We start from the raw sequence: 14467 nt of genomic DNA, 5'->3' as shown, positions 1-14467 counted from the left end.
TTCCTCTACTCACGTCACGGCACGGGGTGTTCGAAACCAGCGGTCAGGCGACGGCCAGGGTGGGCCCGCTGGGCCGGCAGTCCAGGACGTCCAGGGGCTGCCCCATCGCGACGGCGATCCTGCGGTCGCCGCGGTACGGGTCCCGGCCGTGCGCGCACAGCACGTTGTCGACCAGCATCACGTCGCCGACCTGCCAGCGCTCGCGCACGGTCGCGGCGTGGTACGCCTCGTTGAGGGCGTCGACGTCGGCGCGCTCCAGCGGTTCGCCGTCCCCGAAGCCGGTGTTGAACGGGAAGCCGTCCGGGCCGAACTCGTCGGTCATCGCCTCGCGGATGTCCGGGTCGAGCGACCACTCGCTCCAGAAGGCGAGGTGGTTGAACCAGACCTCATCGCCGGTCGCCGGGTGGTGGATGGTGCCGGGGCGCAGCTGGCCGGTGCGCAGGTTGCCGTCCGGCAGCCACTCCCAGGTGATGCCGTTCTCCCGGCAGTAGGCCTCGACCGCGGCCCGGTCCTCGGTGGCGAAGGCGGTGCGCCAGCCGAGGGAGACGTAGTCCGAGTAGTTGCGGGTGAGTGTCCAGCCGGACGTCCGCATCCGCTCGACCAGGTGGGCGGGCAGGTGGTCGAGCACCTGGCGGCAGTCGGCGGTCGGGGTGGCGCCGCCCTCCTCGGGGGCGGTCAGGCAGGCGAAGAGCAGCCGGCCCGGGAAGGTGAGGGTGTAGCTGTTCTCGTTGTGCATCCGGATCGGCTGGGGCGACGGCAGGTCGGTGGAGGAGAAGACGCCGTTGCCGTAGTCGCTGCGCGGGGTGGCCTTCTCCCGGTAGGGGGTGCGCTCGGGGATGAGGACGTCGCGCACGGCGGCGACGTCCTCGGTGCTCGCGACCGGCAGGCCGCGCAGGAAGATCGTGCCGTGCCGGTGGAGGGCTTCGGTGAGCTCGGTCTCGTTCTCGCGCAGCCACGCGCCGGCCTCGCCGATGTCGGCGGTGCGCGGGGCGTGGGCGAGGGCCGGGCGGCCGGGGTTCAGTTCCCAGTTCAGCATGGTCGCGCTCACTGCCGGGCGAGGGAGGCGGTCAGGCTGGCGGGCCGGATGTCGGTCCAGTTGGCCTCGATGTGGTCGAGGCAGCCCTGGCGGGTGTCCTCGCCGTGGACGGTGGTCCAGCCGGCCGGCACGTCGATCCAGACGGGCCACAGCGAGTGCTGGTTCTCGTCGTTGACCAGCACCAGGTAGCCGGCGTTGTCGTCCTCGAACGGGTTGCTCATGGTGTCCTCCTTGGGTTGCTTCGAAGGTAGGGGCGGGCCGGGGGGCGCAACGGCAGGAGTCGCGGCAGGAACGCGGCAGTTCGACTCGGCCCCCGTCGGCGGTCCGCGGCGGGCAGGTTCAGCGCGGGGTGAGGCGGGCCGGTTCAGCGCGGGGTGAGGCGCACCGGGAAGTGGTCCAGGCCGAAGTTGATGATCGAGCGGTTGTGGACGACCGGCCCGGTCGGTTCGATCTCGGCGACGCGCTCCAGCATCGCCGTGAACAGGGCGCCGAGTTCGGCCTTGGCCAGCGGCGCGCCGATGCAGTAGTGGGCGCCGAGGCCGAGGGCGAGGTGCTTGTTGGGGGCGCGGTCGAGCAGGATCTCCTCGGGCCGGTCGAAGGCCTCCGGGTCGCGGTTGGCGGACCACACCCAGACCGCGACGCGGTCGCCGCGCCGGATGGTGCGGCCGTCGAGCTCGGTGTCGCGGCTCGCGGTGCGCAGGGTGTGCAGCCCGACGGACGTCCAGCGCAGGAGTTCGTCCAGCGCCGAGTCCATGCCGACCTCGCCCCGCTGCAACTGCCGCCACAGTTCCGGGTGTTGGACGAGGGTGTGGAGGCCCATGGCGGCGGTGTGGCGGACGGTCTGGACGCCGCCGACCACGATGTTGTCCAGGTTGAGGACGACGTCCTCGATCGGCAGCAGCTTGCCGCCGACCCGGTAGGTGGCCATCTTGCTGATCAGGTCGTCGCGCGAGTCGGTGCGGCGCAGCATCACCTGGTGCAGCAGGTAGGGGATGAGCTGCTGGTGGCCGGCCCGGCGCTCCTCGGGGGTGCGGCCGAGGAAGGCGACGTCGCAGACCCGCTCGACCATCTCGCGGTCCTTCTCGGGGACGTCCAGGAGGTCGCACATGACGGACAGCGGCAGGGCGGAGACGGCGTCGACGAGGTCGACCTCGCCCAGCTCGACGGCCCGGTCGACGATCGAGGCGGCGAGTTCGGTGATGCCGCGGGATGCTCCGCGCACCGGGCCGGGGGCGAAGAACGGGTTGGCGGGCGCGCGGAGTTCGCGGTGCCGGGGCGGGTCGGTGAGGGCCATCATCCGGCCGGATCCGACCGGGACGTTGCCTTCGCCGGCGCCGAGCAGCGAGCCCTGCTCGGAGCTGTAGAGCGTGGCGTTGCGCAGCACCTCCGCGGAGTGCCGGTAGGAGAGCACCGACCAGATCGGCCCGTCGTCGACGGTGTCGGTGCGGTGGACGGAGGCCTCCCGGCGCAGCTCCGCGACCAGGGCGGGGGTGTCGGGGCGGGCCCACAGGTCCGGGTCGGTGAGGTCGACCGGGGTGGTGGTCAGCATGGCTACTCCGTCGTGGACTGGTCGGCGGCGGCGCCGGCCCGGTGGCCCGGGCCCGGTCGCTCGATGAGGGAGGTCAGCAGGTCGACCGGGCCGGGCCCGTCGACGGTGGCGAGCAGGTGGCCGCCGGGGACGACGTGGTGGCCGCTGGCGCCGCGGGTGTGGACGGCCCAGCCCTGGAGTCCGGCGGAGGCGAGCATCGGGTCGTCGGCGCCGGCGACGGTGTGCAGGTCGGAGCCGATCGGCGGGTGCGGGCGGGGGCGGTAGGTGGCGACCACGGCCAGGTCGGTACGGATGCCCTGGAGCGCGTGCTCCTTCAACTCCTGGTCGCCCTGGATGAGTTCACCCATGCCGGCGAGGCGCAGCAGGTCGTCGGCGGTGTGCTGCGGGCGGTCCCGGCCGGCCCAGGTGGCGGGCGGCGAGGCGGAGGCGGCGACCACCAGTTCGGGCCGCCGCTCGGCGGGCAGCGCCCGGGCGACCTCGTAGCCGAGCAGGGCGCCGAAGCTCTGCCCGTAGAAGCCGAACCGGCCCGTCAGGTGCGGGGTGAGGGCGTCCACGACGGCGTCGACGAGCAGGTCGAAGCTCGCGGGCATCGGGTGGCCGAGGCGGCCGCCGCGGGCGGGCGGACGCACGGCCCAGACCTCGGCGGTCGGGGCGAGGGCGCGGGCGAGCGGGGTGTAGGCGGTGGCGTCGCCCCCTGCGTGCGGGAAGCAGAACAGCCGGAACGGGCGATGTGGTTGGGGCGCGGGGACGAGCAGCCAGTCCCCCTCGACGCGGGGGCGCACCCGCGTGGCGGTGGTCATGCGCCGCTGACCCGGGCGCGGGCGGTCAGGGCGGGCCGGGGGGCGGCGGTGCCGGCCTCGACGGCCTTCCCGACGGTGGCGGTGAAGGCGGCCAGGTCGGCCGAGTCCAGCAGGTGGCGCAGCTGGAGCTCGATGCCGAGCCGGCGGCGCAGGAGGTGGACGACGCGCAGCGCGGCGAGCGAGTGGCCGCCGAGCGAGAAGAAGTCGTCGGTGGGCGTGACGCCGGTCAGGCCGAGCACGGTGCGCCAGACCTCGGCGACCTGCTCCGCCAGCCCGTCGGCGCCCTCGGCGAGCGTCTCCTCGGCCGCGGGGGCGGGCTGCGCCGCGGGGGCGGGCAGGGCCGCGTGGTCGACCTTGCCGTTCGGGGTGAGCGGCATGGCGTCCAGCACGGTGATCGCCGAGGGCACCAGGTGTGCGGGCAGGGTGGCCCGCAGGCGCTCGGTCAGTTCGGCGGCGGTGGCGGTGCCGGTGACGTAGCCGATGAGCCGGCGGTCGCCGGGGGCGGGCTCGTGGACGGTGACGGCGGCGGCCTGGACGCCGTCCAGCCGGGCCAGCGCGTGCTCGACCTCGCCGAGCTCGATCCGGTAGCCGCGCAGCTTGACCTGGCGGTCGACCCGGCCGACGTACTCCAGTCGGCCGCCTTCGCCGCGCCGGGCCTGGTCGCCGGTGCGGTACATCCTCTCGCCGGGGGCGGTCGGGTCGGCGACGAAGCGTCCGGCGGTCAGCCCGGGGCGGCCCGGGTAGCCGTGGGCGAGCCCGGGCCCGGCGAGGTACAGCTCGCCGACGAGGCCGTCGGCGACCGGGGCGAGCTTCTCGTCCAGCAGGTGGAGGCGCACGCCGGGCAGCGGCTCGCCCAGGTGCGGCCCGGGGCCGCTGATCGGCGCGGTGACGGCGTCGACGGTGCATTCGGTGGGCCCGTACAGGTTGAGCGCGTCGATGCCGCCGTCGGCGAGCTCCCGCCAGGTGTGCTCGGGGACGGGCTCGCCGCCCATGAACAGCCGCGGCACCCGGGCGCCGGTGAGCGGCTCGCGCAGCAGCTCCCAGTGCGAGGGGGTCAGGTCGAGGTCGGTGACGGCGTGCTCGGCCAGCAGGGCGGCCACCCGGGCCGGGTCGGCGCGGTCTTCGTCGCCGATGACCAGGACGGTGTCGCCGCGGCAGATCCGGGCCCACTGCTGGACGGAGGCGTCGAAGGAGACGCTGGCGTTCCAGCCGACCACCCCGGGCTCGGCGCGGTAGGCGCCGGTGGCCTCCAGTGCCTCCACCAGGGCGGCGACGGCGCCGCGCGGCACCTCGACGCCCTTGGGGAGCCCGGTGGAGCCGGAGGTGTAGATGACGTAGGCGGGGTCGAGCGGGTCGGCCGCCTCCGGCAGCTCAAGGCCTTCGACGGTGTCCGGCCCGGCGGCGTCCGGGCGCAGGACCGGCACGCCCTGGGCCGCCGGGAGGCCGTCCGCACTGATCAGGGCCGCGAGCCGCGCGTCGGCGGCCATGAAGGCCAGCCGCTCGGCGGGGTAGGCCGGGTCGAGCGGGACGTAGGCGGCGCCGGCCCGCCAGACGGCGAGCAGGGCGACCGGCAGGTCGGCGGTGCGGGCGAGGTGGACGCCGACCCGGTCGCCGCGGCCGACGCCGTGGGCACGCAGGGCGCGGGCCAGCGCGGCGGTGCGCAGGTCGAGTTCGGCGAAGTCCAGGCGGGCCGTTCCGGCGAGGACGGCGGTGCGCTCGGGGTGGGCGGCGACGGCATCGCGCAGGCGGTGCAGGAGGTCGGTCATGACGGTTCCTCAGGACTCTCGGACGGAGGCGGCCATGGCGTGCAGGGCTGCCGTGTAGGTGTCGATGAACTGCTCGGCGGTGGTGTCGGTGACCAGGGAGCGCTGGTGGTCCACGGCGAGCAGCACGCGCTGCGAGACCGGGTCCTGGATCAGCGAGGCGCCGAACGCGAAGCTGTTGGGTTCGTGGCGCAGGGTCGGCTCGCAGCCGATCCGGCCGTCCACGATGCGGGCCGAGCTGAGCTGGCCCAGGGCGTGGAAGCGCAGGTAGCCGAACTGGCTGTCCAGCGCGGTGTCGGTCATCAGCCGGGCGAGCCGGGCGAAGGGCACCCGGCGGTGCGGCATCATGTCCAGTTCCTCCCGGTGCACCTCGCGCACCAGGGCGAGCAGGTCGTCGGTGGGCTCGCAGCTCAGCGGGACGGTGTTGAGGAACAGCCCGTACACCTCGGTGCCGCCGAGCCGTTCCAGCCGGCCGTTCACGGCGAGGCCGGTGGTGACGCGCTGTCGCCCGGTGATGGCGGCGAGGGCGTGCAGGTGGGCCGCGAGGGCGACCGACTTGAGGGGCACCGCGAGTGCGTCGGCGACCTGCCGCAGCTGTTCGGGCGCCTCGGGCAGCACCCGCTCGACGGTGCGCGGCGCCTCGTGCACGTCCTCGCTGCCGGGGAACAGCTGGCCGCTGACGCCGGACAGCCGGTCGCGCCAGTAGGCGAGCGACCGTTCGTCCCCGGCGGCCTGCCGTTCGACGGCCACGAAGTCGCGGAAGGCGGTGCGCGGCGGCGGGGTGGGGGCGCCGAGCGGGTCGGCGGCCAGGGCGGTGTGGCGTTCCAGGATCTCGGTGAACAGCGAGGTGAAGCTCCAGCCGTCGAGGATGGCGTGGTGCTCGGAGATGGTGAGCTGGAAGGCGTCCTCGGCGAGGCGCTGCACGGTGATCCGGAACAGCGGCGGGGTGGCGAGGTCGAAGGGCGTCCACCGGTGGGTGTCGAACACCTCGCGGACCGCCGTGTCCTGGTCGGGCTCGCCGCGCAGGTCGGTGAACTCGACGGGCGCGGGCAGCCGCCCGTACACGAGCTGGAGCGGTTCGCCGTAGCCGGACAGGTCGAGGCCGGTGCGCAGCACCGCGTGGCGATCCATGGCCTCGGCGACCGAGCGGCGGAAGGCCTGTTCGTCGAGGTCGCCCGAGATCCGGTAGGAGTTGACGTTGTGGTAGCTGTCGGTGCCGCCGGCGATCTCCATGTGGAAGACCATGGAGAGCTGCATGGAGACCATCGGGTAGGCGTCGGCGAGGCCGGGCGGCAGGTCCTCGCGGTCCTCCGGGGTGATCAGGGCGAAGGGCTCGTGGTCGGCCGGGCCTTCGGCGACGGGCTCGGCCAGCGGCAGCAGGGCGGCGACCGTGGGCGCGTTGAAGACGTCCCGCAGGCTCACCCCCCAGCCGCGCTCGTGCAGCGCGCCGGCGAGCTGGACGGCCCGGATGGAGTCGCCGCCGAGGTGGAAGAAGTCGTCGTGGACGCCGATGCCGTCCACTCCGAGGACCTCCGTCCAGACGGCGGCGAAGGCCTCCTCCTCCGGGGTGTGCGGCTCGACGTGGCGGCCTCCGGTGGCCGTGCTGCGCTGGCCGGGGGCGGGCAGCGCGGCGCGGTCCACCTTGCCGTTGACGGTGAGCGGCAGCGACTCCAGGACGGTGAAGCTGGCCGGGACCATGTACGGGGGCAGCGAGCGGCCGAGGAAGGCGCGCACGTCGGCGGGCTCGCGCCCGGTGACGTACGCGGCGAGCCGGTCGTCGTGCACGGTGACGACGCAGGCGTCGACGTCCGGGTGGGCGGCGAGCGCGTTCTCGATCTCGCCGAGCTCGATCCGGAAGCCGCGCAGCTTGACCTGGAAGTCGGCGCGTCCGATGTACTCCAGGCCGCCGCCGGGCAGGCGGCGGGCGACGTCGCCGGTGCGGTAGAGCCGCGCGCCGGGCGGGCCGTAGGGGTCGGCGACGAAGCGGCCCGCGGTGAGGCCGGGGCGGCCCCAGTAGCCGTGGGCGAGGCTGCCGCCGCCGATGTACAGCTCGCCGGCCGCGCCGGGCGGCACCGGGCGCAGCCAGTCGTCCAGGACCTGGGCGGTGAGGTGCGGCATGGGCGCGCCGATCAGGCTGCGCTCGAAGCCGGCGCTGCCGGCCAGGTCGTGGGTGGTGACGTGGACGGTGGTCTCGGTGATGCCGTACAGGTTGCAGAGCCGGGCGGGGGGCGGCGGGTCGAGTTCGAACCAGCGCTGGACGACGCCCGGGTCCAGCGCCTCCCCGCCGAGCATGATCCACTTCAGCGCGGACAGGTCGCGCGGGCCGCGCCGCAGCACGGGCTCCAGCTGGCGCAGCGCCGAGGGGGTGAGGCAGAGGAAGGAGACCCGCTCCTGCTCCAGCAGTTCGGCGAACTCCTCCGGCGAGCGGCTGGTGACGTAGGGGACGACGACCAGGCGGGCACCGTGCAGCAGGGCGCCCCACATCTCCCAGACCGTCCAGTCGAAGGCGTAGCTGTGGAAGAGCGTCCAGGTCTCCTCCGGGCCGAAGCCGAAGTGCTCCGCGCCGTCCGCCATGAGCCGGCTGACGTGCTCGTGGGCGACGGCGACGCCCTTGGGGCGGCCGGTGGAGCCGGAGGTGAAGATGATGTAGGCGACGTCGCCGGGGCGCCCGGCGGCCGGCGGGCGGTGGTCCGGCCGGGCGGCCAGGTCGGCGGCCTCGGCGGTCAGGTCGTAGGCCTGCCAGGGGCCTTCGGGGGCCCGGTCCGGGCGGTCGGTGACGACGAGGGTGACGTCGGCGTCGGCGAAGACGAGCGCGGCGCGGTCGGCGGGGGCGGCGAGGTCGACGGGCACGTACGCGGCACCGGTCTTGAGCACGCCGAGGACGGTGACCAGGACGTCGGCCGTGCGGTCCAGCAGCATGCCGACGCGGTCGCCGGGGCCGGCCCCGCGGGCGCGCAGGGCGTGGGCCAGGCGGTTGGCCCGGCGGTCGAGTTCGGCGTAGCTCAGGGTGTGGCCGGAGTCGCTGACGGCGGGCCGGTCGGGGTGGGCGTCGACGGCCTGCTCGAACAGCCGGTGCAGGCAGTGGCCGGGGGTGTCGGTGGCCCGGACGGCCTCGGCCGCGGCGGTGCGGCCGGTCAGCCGCAGCACGGTGGCGTCGGGGTCGTCCAGGGCCGCGGTGAGCAGGGCGCCGTAGTCGGCGGCCAGCCGGCGCACCGTCCCGGCGTCGAACAGCTCGCTGCGGTACTCGGCCTCGCCGCGCAGTTCGCCGCCGGAGCCGCCGGGGCCGCCCGTCCCGCCGCCGGCCCCGCTGCCCGTCCCGCTGCTGTCGAAGACGGACCAGGTGAGGTCGAACTTGCTGGTGCCGTTGGAGCGCACCCGGCTCTCGGCGGTGGCCGGGCCGAGCACCAGCGGGGTGCGGTCCTCGCCGTGGGCGCCGAACACCACCTGGACCAGCGGCGGGTGCTGCGCGGTGCGGGCGGTGCCGAGCTGGTCGACCAGCTGGTCGAAGGGCACGTCGAGGTAGCCGTAGGCCTCGAAGGCGACGTCCTGGACGTGCTCCAGCAGGGCGCGGAAGCTCAGCCCGGGCGCGAGCCGCAGGCGCAGCGGCAGCAGGTTGACGAAGTAGCCGAGCAGGTGCTCCAGTTCGGGCCGGTTGCGGGTGGTGACCGGGGTGCCGATCACCAGGTCGTCGGCGCCGGTCCAACGGTTCAGCAGCAGGGCGAAGGCGGCCAGTTGGACGGTGAAGGGGGTGACGCCCTCCGCCTCGGCCAGGGCGCGCACCTTCGCCGCCGTGCCGGGGGCGAGCCCGAACTCCTCGGTCCGTCCCGCCGCGCCGCGCTCGGCGGGCCGGGGCCGGTCGGTGGGCAGCTCCAGCAGGGCGGGTGCGCCGTGCAGCTGCTCCTTCCAGTAGGTCAGGTGCTCCTCGAAGGAGGTGTCGAGCTCCTCCACCGCGTAGTCGGCGTACTGCACGGTCAGTTCCGGCAGTTCGGCGGGCCGGCCCTGCACCGCGGCACCGTACAGGTCGGCGAGTTCACGCTCGAAGACCTCGGCGGACCAGCCGTCCCAGACGATGTGGTGGACGGTGAACAGCAGCGTGGTGCGCTCGTCCGCCAGTTGGAAGGCCTCGGCGCGCAGCAGCGGGCCGGCCGCCAGGTCGAAGGGTTCGGCGCAGCGGGCGGTGAGCAGTTCCTCCAGGCGTCCGGCCTGCTCGGGGCCGCCCTGCGGGCGCAGGTCGGTCACCGCGAGCGGCAGGGCGAGGGTGTGGTGGACCTGCTGGCGCGGGCCGTCGGGGTGCAGCGCGAAGGTGGTGCGCAGCACCTCGTGCCGGGCCACCAGGGCGTCCAGCGCGCGCTGGAGCAGCGGGAGGTCGAGCGGGCCGGTGACGTCGACCGTCCAGGGCGTGCAGTAGGTGACCTGCCGCGGATCAAGGCGGTCGAGGAACCAGAGGCCGCGTTGCAGCCCCGAGGCGGGCGCGGTGCGCGCCGGGTGGTCGGACGGGCTCACGGCCTCGTTCCCTTCGTGTGCGGTGCGGCCCGTCATCGGGCGGCCAGCCGTTCGGCGATGGCGCTCACGGTCCTGGCCCGGAACACCAGTTGCGGGGGGACGCGGGTGCCGGTCTCCCGGGACAGCCGCATCGCGACCCGGACGGCGGCCAGCGAGTTGCCGCCGATCCGGAAGAAGTTGTCCTCCCGGCCGACCTCGGTGAGGTCGAGGACCTCGCACATGGCCTCGGCGACCAGCCGTTCGGCTTCGGTCAGCGGGTCGCGGGCGGCGGCCCGGCGCCCGGCGGGGGCGGGCAGCGCCTTCCGGTCGACCTTGCCGTTGTGGTTGAGCGGCAGGGCGTCCAGGACGTCCAGGGTGGCGGGCACCATGTGCTCGGGCAGCAGGCCGGCCAGGTGGTCGAGGAGCACCTCCGGGTCCGGTGCGTCGGCCCCGACGGTGACGTAGGCGGCCAGGCGGTGGTCGCCCGGGGCGGGTTCGTGGACGGTGACGGCGGCCTCCTGGACGGCGGGGTGCCGGGTGAGCGCGTCCTCGATCTCGCCGGGCTCGACCCGGAAGCCGCGGATCTTGACCTGGTCGTCGATCCGGCCGGTGACCTCCAGCAGGCCCCCGGCGCTGACGTAGCCGAGGTCCCCGGTGCGGTAGATGCGCTCGCCGGGGGCGCCGAACGGGGAGGCGACGAAGCGCTCGGCGGTGAGGCCGGGCCGGCCGAGGTAGCCGTAGGCGAGACCGCCGCCGGAGGCGTACAGCTCGCCGGTCACGCCGGGCTCGACGGGGCGCAGCAGCTCGTCCAGGACGAGGATGCCCTTGCCGTTCAGCGCGACGCCGATCGGGACGGAGCTGCCGGTGACGTCCTCCGGGCCGACCTGGTGGCAGGTGGTCAGGCCGAGGCTCTCGACCGGGCCGTAGCCGTTGGCGACCACCAGGCCGGGGTAGGTCTCCAGGGCCTTGGCCACATGGGTGACGGAGGCCCGCTCGCCGGCGGTGATGGCCAGTTTGAGGCCGTCGTAGGTCTCCGGGAGCTCCTCCAGCAGGAAGTTGAACAGGCTGGCGGAGAGCTGGAGTTCGGTGACGCCGTGGCGGCGGGTCAGCTCGGCGATGGCCTGCGGGTCGGGGCGCTGGCCGGGCTGCAGGACGCACGCTCCGCCGAAGCAGAGCGCGCCGTAGAGCTCCAGCGCGAAGGCGTCCCAGGAGACCGGCGAGCACTGCAGCCAGACCTCGTCCGGGCCGAAGCGGGCGTAGTCCTGGCCGAGGTAGGTGGTGGTGAGCGCGCGGTGCGGGACGGCCGCGCCCTTGGGGCGGCCGGTGGAGCCGGAGGTGAACATCACGCAGGCGAGGTCGCCGCCGTCGACCGGCAGGCCGAGGTCGTGCGCCGCGCACCGGGCCAGTTCGGCGGCCGCGGCGTCCAGGTCCACCTGGCGCCGGACGGCGAACGGCACGGTGGCGTGGCCGTGGGTGATCACCGTGGCGGCGCCGGTGTCGGCGACCGCGCCGGCCAGCCGCTCGGCCGGGAAGTCCGGGTCGAGCAGGGTGTAGGCGGCGCCGGTCTTGAGGGCGGCCAGCAGCGCGGTGACCATCTCCGGCCCGCGCTCGGCGAGTACGGCGACGGTGTCGCCGCGGCCGATGCCGAGGCCCACCAGGTGGCGGGCCAGCCGGTTCGCGGCGGCGTTCAACTCGCCGTACGGGACAGTCCGTTCACCGGAGATCAGGGCGGTGGCCTGCGGGGCCCGGGCGGCCTGCGCCTCGAACAGGGCGTGCCCCGGCACCTCCAGGGCGGCGGCCAGGGTACCCAGCCACTGCTCGCACAGGCCGGCCATGGTGGAGGCCTCGAAGAGGTCGCTGTCGTACTCGAAGCGGCCGGTGAAGCCGGTGCCCCGGTCGTCCACCGAGACGGACAGGTCGAAGCGGGAGACGGGGTTGGAGTGCAGTTCGCGGGTGACCTCGCAGCCGCCGACGGTCAGCGGGCGGGTGTCCAACGGGTGCAGCTCCAGCAGCACCTGGCACAGCGGGTTGCGGTCCTCGGGGCGCTCCTCCACCACCGCGTTCGCGATGTCGTCGAAGGGCACCTCCTGGTGCCGGTAGCCGGCGATCGACACCTCGCGCACGTGCCGGACCAGCTCGCGGAAGGAGACGCCCTCCTCGACCTTCAGGCGCAGCGGCAGCAGGTTGACGAAGTAGCCGATCAGGCCGTCGAGTTCGGCCCGGCCACGGACGTTCACCGGCGAGCCGAGCACCAGGTCGCGCTGCCCGGAGCGGCGGTGCAGGGTGAGCGCCAGCCCGGCGAGCAGCACCATGAACGGGGTGGCATCCTCGCTGCGGGCGAGCGTCCGGACGGCCCCGGCCACCGGATCCGCCATCGCGAACCGGTGGAACGCGCCGCGGAAGGCCTGCTCCTCGGGGCGGGGGTGGTCCGGCACCAGCGCGTCGGCGTCCGGCACGTCGGACAACTGCTCGCGCCAGTAGTCGAGTTGCCGCTCGGCGATGTCGTCCTGGTACTGCCAGGCCGCGTAGTCGCCGTACTGGACGGCGAGTTCCGGCAGCTCGGCCGGGCGCCCCTCGGCCGCCGCGGCGTACAGCTCCTGGAGTTCGGCCTCCAGCACCGGCAGCGAGCCCTCGTCCCAGACGATGTGGTGGAAGAGCAGCAGCAGCGTGGTCGCGCCGGCGGCCCGGAAGACCCGCGCCCGCACCAGCGGCCCGGCCTCCAGGTCGAAGGGCTCCAGCGCGGCCTCGGCCACCAGGTCGTCCACCTGGTCGGCGGTGGTCTCGGTGAGCGTGAACGGCAGCTCCACGGCCGGGTGGACGACCTGGCGCGGGCCGTCCTCGGCGAGCTCGAAGGTCGTCCGCAGGCTCTCGTGCCGCGCCACCACCCCGGCCAGCGCCTGGCGCAGCAGCTCGGGGTCGATCGGCCCGGCGAACCGGAACACCCAGGGCACCACGTAGGTCGGCGCGTCCGGGTTCCACTGGTCGAGGAACCAGAGGCCGCGCTGGAACTTGGACAGCGGGGCCTCGGTGGCGCCCGAGCGGACCAGCGCCGGGCGCTCACCGCCGGAGGCGGCGGTCACCGCGGCGGCGAACTCCGCCAGCGTCGGCGCGTCGAAGATGGTGTACGGGGACACCATGCCGAAGACGTCGAAGACCCGGCCCACCACCCGCACGGCCGTCAGCGAATCGCCGCCCAGGTGGAAGAAGTTGTCGTCAGCCCCGACCTCGGGCACCCCGAGCACGTCCGCCCAGACCGCCGCGATCAGCTGCTCGGCGGGCGTGCGCGGCGGGCGTCCGGTCGGCTGGCCCTCGGGGGCTGCCTGCGGCTCGGGCAGGGCCTGGCGGTCCACCTTGCCGCCGCCGGTCAGCGGGAAGGCGTCCAGCGCGGTGAGCGTCGCCGGGATCATGTGCTCGGGCAGCCGCTCGGCCAGCCAGGCCCGCGCCTCGGCGTACTGCGGCGCGGCGCCGGTCAGGTAGCCGGCCAGCCGGCCCTCGCGCGCCACCACCACGCAGCCGGTGACGCCCGGGTACCCGGCCAGCACCTGCTCGATCTCGCCCGGCTCGACCCGGAAGCCGCGGACCTTCACCTGGTGGTCGCTGCGGCCGACGAACTCCAGCGGGCCGTCCTCGGTCGTGCGGCGCACCACGTCGCCGGTGCGGTACATCCGCGCGCCGGGAGCGCCGCTCGGCGCTGCGGGCGCCGGCCCGCCCGGGTCCGCGAGCGGGTCTGCGAGCGGGGCCACGAACGGGTCCGCGACGAAGCGGTCGGCGGTCAGGCCCGGGCGGCCCAGGTAGCCGGAGGCCAGCAGCGGCCCGCCGACGTACAGTTCGCCGGCCGTGCCGGGCGGCACCGGACGCAGCCGCTCGTCGAGCACGTAGAGCCGCCGCCCGCCGAGCGCGGTCCCGATCGGCACACCCGCCTCGGGCTGCTCGCCCGCGAGCCGGTGGGTGGTGGCGGTGACCACGGTCTCGGTCGGTCCGTACGCGTTCAGCAGCGGCACCCCGGTCGCGGCCCACCAGGCGGCGGCGGTGGCGGGCTCCAGCTTGTCGCTGCCCGAGATCATCAGCCGCAGGGTGCGCGGCACCCGGCCGCCCAGGGCCGCCACCACGTCCTGGAAGTAGCCGGCGGCCAGGTTGGCGACGGTGACGCCCTCGGCGTCCAGCAGGTCCAGCAGTTCGGCCGGGGAGAGAAGTCGGTGCTCCGGGAGGACCAGGCAGGCCCCGGCGGACAGCGCGCCGAGGACCTGCTCCACGGCCACGTCCACCGTCGGACGGGCGAACTGCAGCACCACGTCCTGCTCGGTCAGGCCGAAGGTCCGGGCGGCGGCGGCCAGGTGGCCGGTCAGCGCGGCGAGCGGGACGTGCACGCCCTTCGGGCGGCCGGTGGTGCCGGAGGTGTAGATGACGTAGCCCGCACCGGCAGCGGCACTGCGCCCGGTGAGCTCGGTGAGCTCCTCGCCGCCGAGGGCGAGGGAGGCCCCGGCGTCCTCGGTGATCCAGCGGTTGCGCTCCTCCGGGGCCTCCCGGTCCAGCGGCAGGTAGGTGGCGCCGGCCCGCAGGACCGCCAGCAGCGCGACCACGTGGTCCAGCCGGTCGCGGCCGGTGACGGCGACCGTCCCCCCGGGGGCGAGCCGGGCGGCGAGCGCGGCGGTCAGGCCGTCCAGCTCCCGGTAGCTGACGGTCCGGCCGCCGGTGCGGACGGCCGGCCGCTCCGGAAAGCGGCGGACGGCGGAGGCGAACGGCTCGAAAGCGGGCGACTCGAAAGCGGACACCGTTATTTCAGGCACCGTGATTTCGGGCGCCGTGCTTTCGGGCGCAGCATTCTCAGTAGGGAAAC

The 14467-nt window shown here is 74.9% G+C and carries 7 protein-coding genes; all 7 read right to left on the bottom strand.

Annotated features, from left to right (window positions below):
• Window positions 1-43: 43 nt before the first annotated feature.
• The 7 genes from A6F73_RS28105 to A6F73_RS28075 all read right to left on the bottom strand — a co-directional run bounded on the left by A6F73_RS28105 (window position 44) and on the right by A6F73_RS28075 (window position 14402).
• Complete coding sequence (locus A6F73_RS28105) at window positions 44-1036, bottom strand: TauD/TfdA family dioxygenase (RefSeq protein WP_063350321.1); 993 nt, start codon at window positions 1034-1036, stop codon at window positions 44-46.
• An 8-nt stretch (window positions 1037-1044) separates the two neighbouring features.
• Window positions 1045-1257 carry an MbtH family protein gene (locus tag A6F73_RS28100; protein ID WP_063350320.1) on the bottom strand — a complete coding sequence of 71 codons (213 nt, stop codon included), beginning with the start codon at window positions 1255-1257 and terminating at the stop codon, window positions 1045-1047.
• 143 nt (window positions 1258-1400) lie between these two features.
• Window positions 1401-2585: a cytochrome P450 gene (locus A6F73_RS28095; RefSeq protein ID WP_063350319.1), complete on the bottom strand. Its 1185-nt coding sequence runs from the start codon at window positions 2583-2585 to the stop codon at window positions 1401-1403.
• Window positions 2586-2587: 2 nt separating this feature from the next.
• Entirely contained in the window at window positions 2588-3385 is a 798-nt protein-coding gene (locus tag A6F73_RS28090) for a thioesterase domain-containing protein (RefSeq protein WP_244293527.1), read from the bottom strand.
• Window positions 3382-5151, bottom strand: a complete 1770-nt coding sequence (locus A6F73_RS28085) for a non-ribosomal peptide synthetase (protein ID WP_079136080.1) — start codon at window positions 5149-5151, stop codon at window positions 3382-3384. Before A6F73_RS28085 ends, A6F73_RS28090 begins: the two co-directional genes overlap by 4 nt.
• Before the next feature lie 9 nt (window positions 5152-5160).
• A complete protein-coding gene (locus tag A6F73_RS28080; RefSeq protein ID WP_244293526.1) occupies window positions 5161-9651 on the bottom strand; it encodes an amino acid adenylation domain-containing protein in 4491 nt (1496 codons plus the stop codon).
• A gap of 32 nt (window positions 9652-9683) precedes the next feature.
• Complete coding sequence (locus tag A6F73_RS28075) at window positions 9684-14402, bottom strand: non-ribosomal peptide synthetase (protein ID WP_063350317.1); 4719 nt, start codon at window positions 14400-14402, stop codon at window positions 9684-9686.
• Between the last annotated feature and the right edge of the window lie 65 nt (window positions 14403-14467).

It is taken from the genome of Streptomyces sp. MJM8645 (assembly GCF_001625365.1).
In the GTDB taxonomy this organism is placed as follows: Bacteria; Actinomycetota; Actinomycetes; order Streptomycetales; family Streptomycetaceae; genus Kitasatospora.
This window is presented reverse-complemented; position numbering and strand designations above follow the sequence as displayed.

Excerpts from the sequence above, each read along its gene's own strand:
- A6F73_RS28105 (WP_063350321.1), bottom strand. The coding sequence starts at position 1,036 with ATGCTGAACTGGGAACTGAACCCCGGCCGCCCGGCCCTCGCCCACGCC.
- A6F73_RS28100 (WP_063350320.1), bottom strand. The coding sequence starts at position 1,257 with ATGAGCAACCCGTTCGAGGACGACAACGCCGGCTACCTGGTGCTGGTC.
- A6F73_RS28095 (WP_063350319.1), bottom strand. The coding sequence starts at position 2,585 with ATGCTGACCACCACCCCGGTCGACCTCACCGACCCGGACCTGTGGGCC.
- A6F73_RS28090 (WP_244293527.1), bottom strand. The coding sequence starts at position 3,385 with ATGACCACCGCCACGCGGGTGCGCCCCCGCGTCGAGGGGGACTGGCTG.
- A6F73_RS28085 (WP_079136080.1), bottom strand. The coding sequence starts at position 5,151 with ATGACCGACCTCCTGCACCGCCTGCGCGATGCCGTCGCCGCCCACCCC.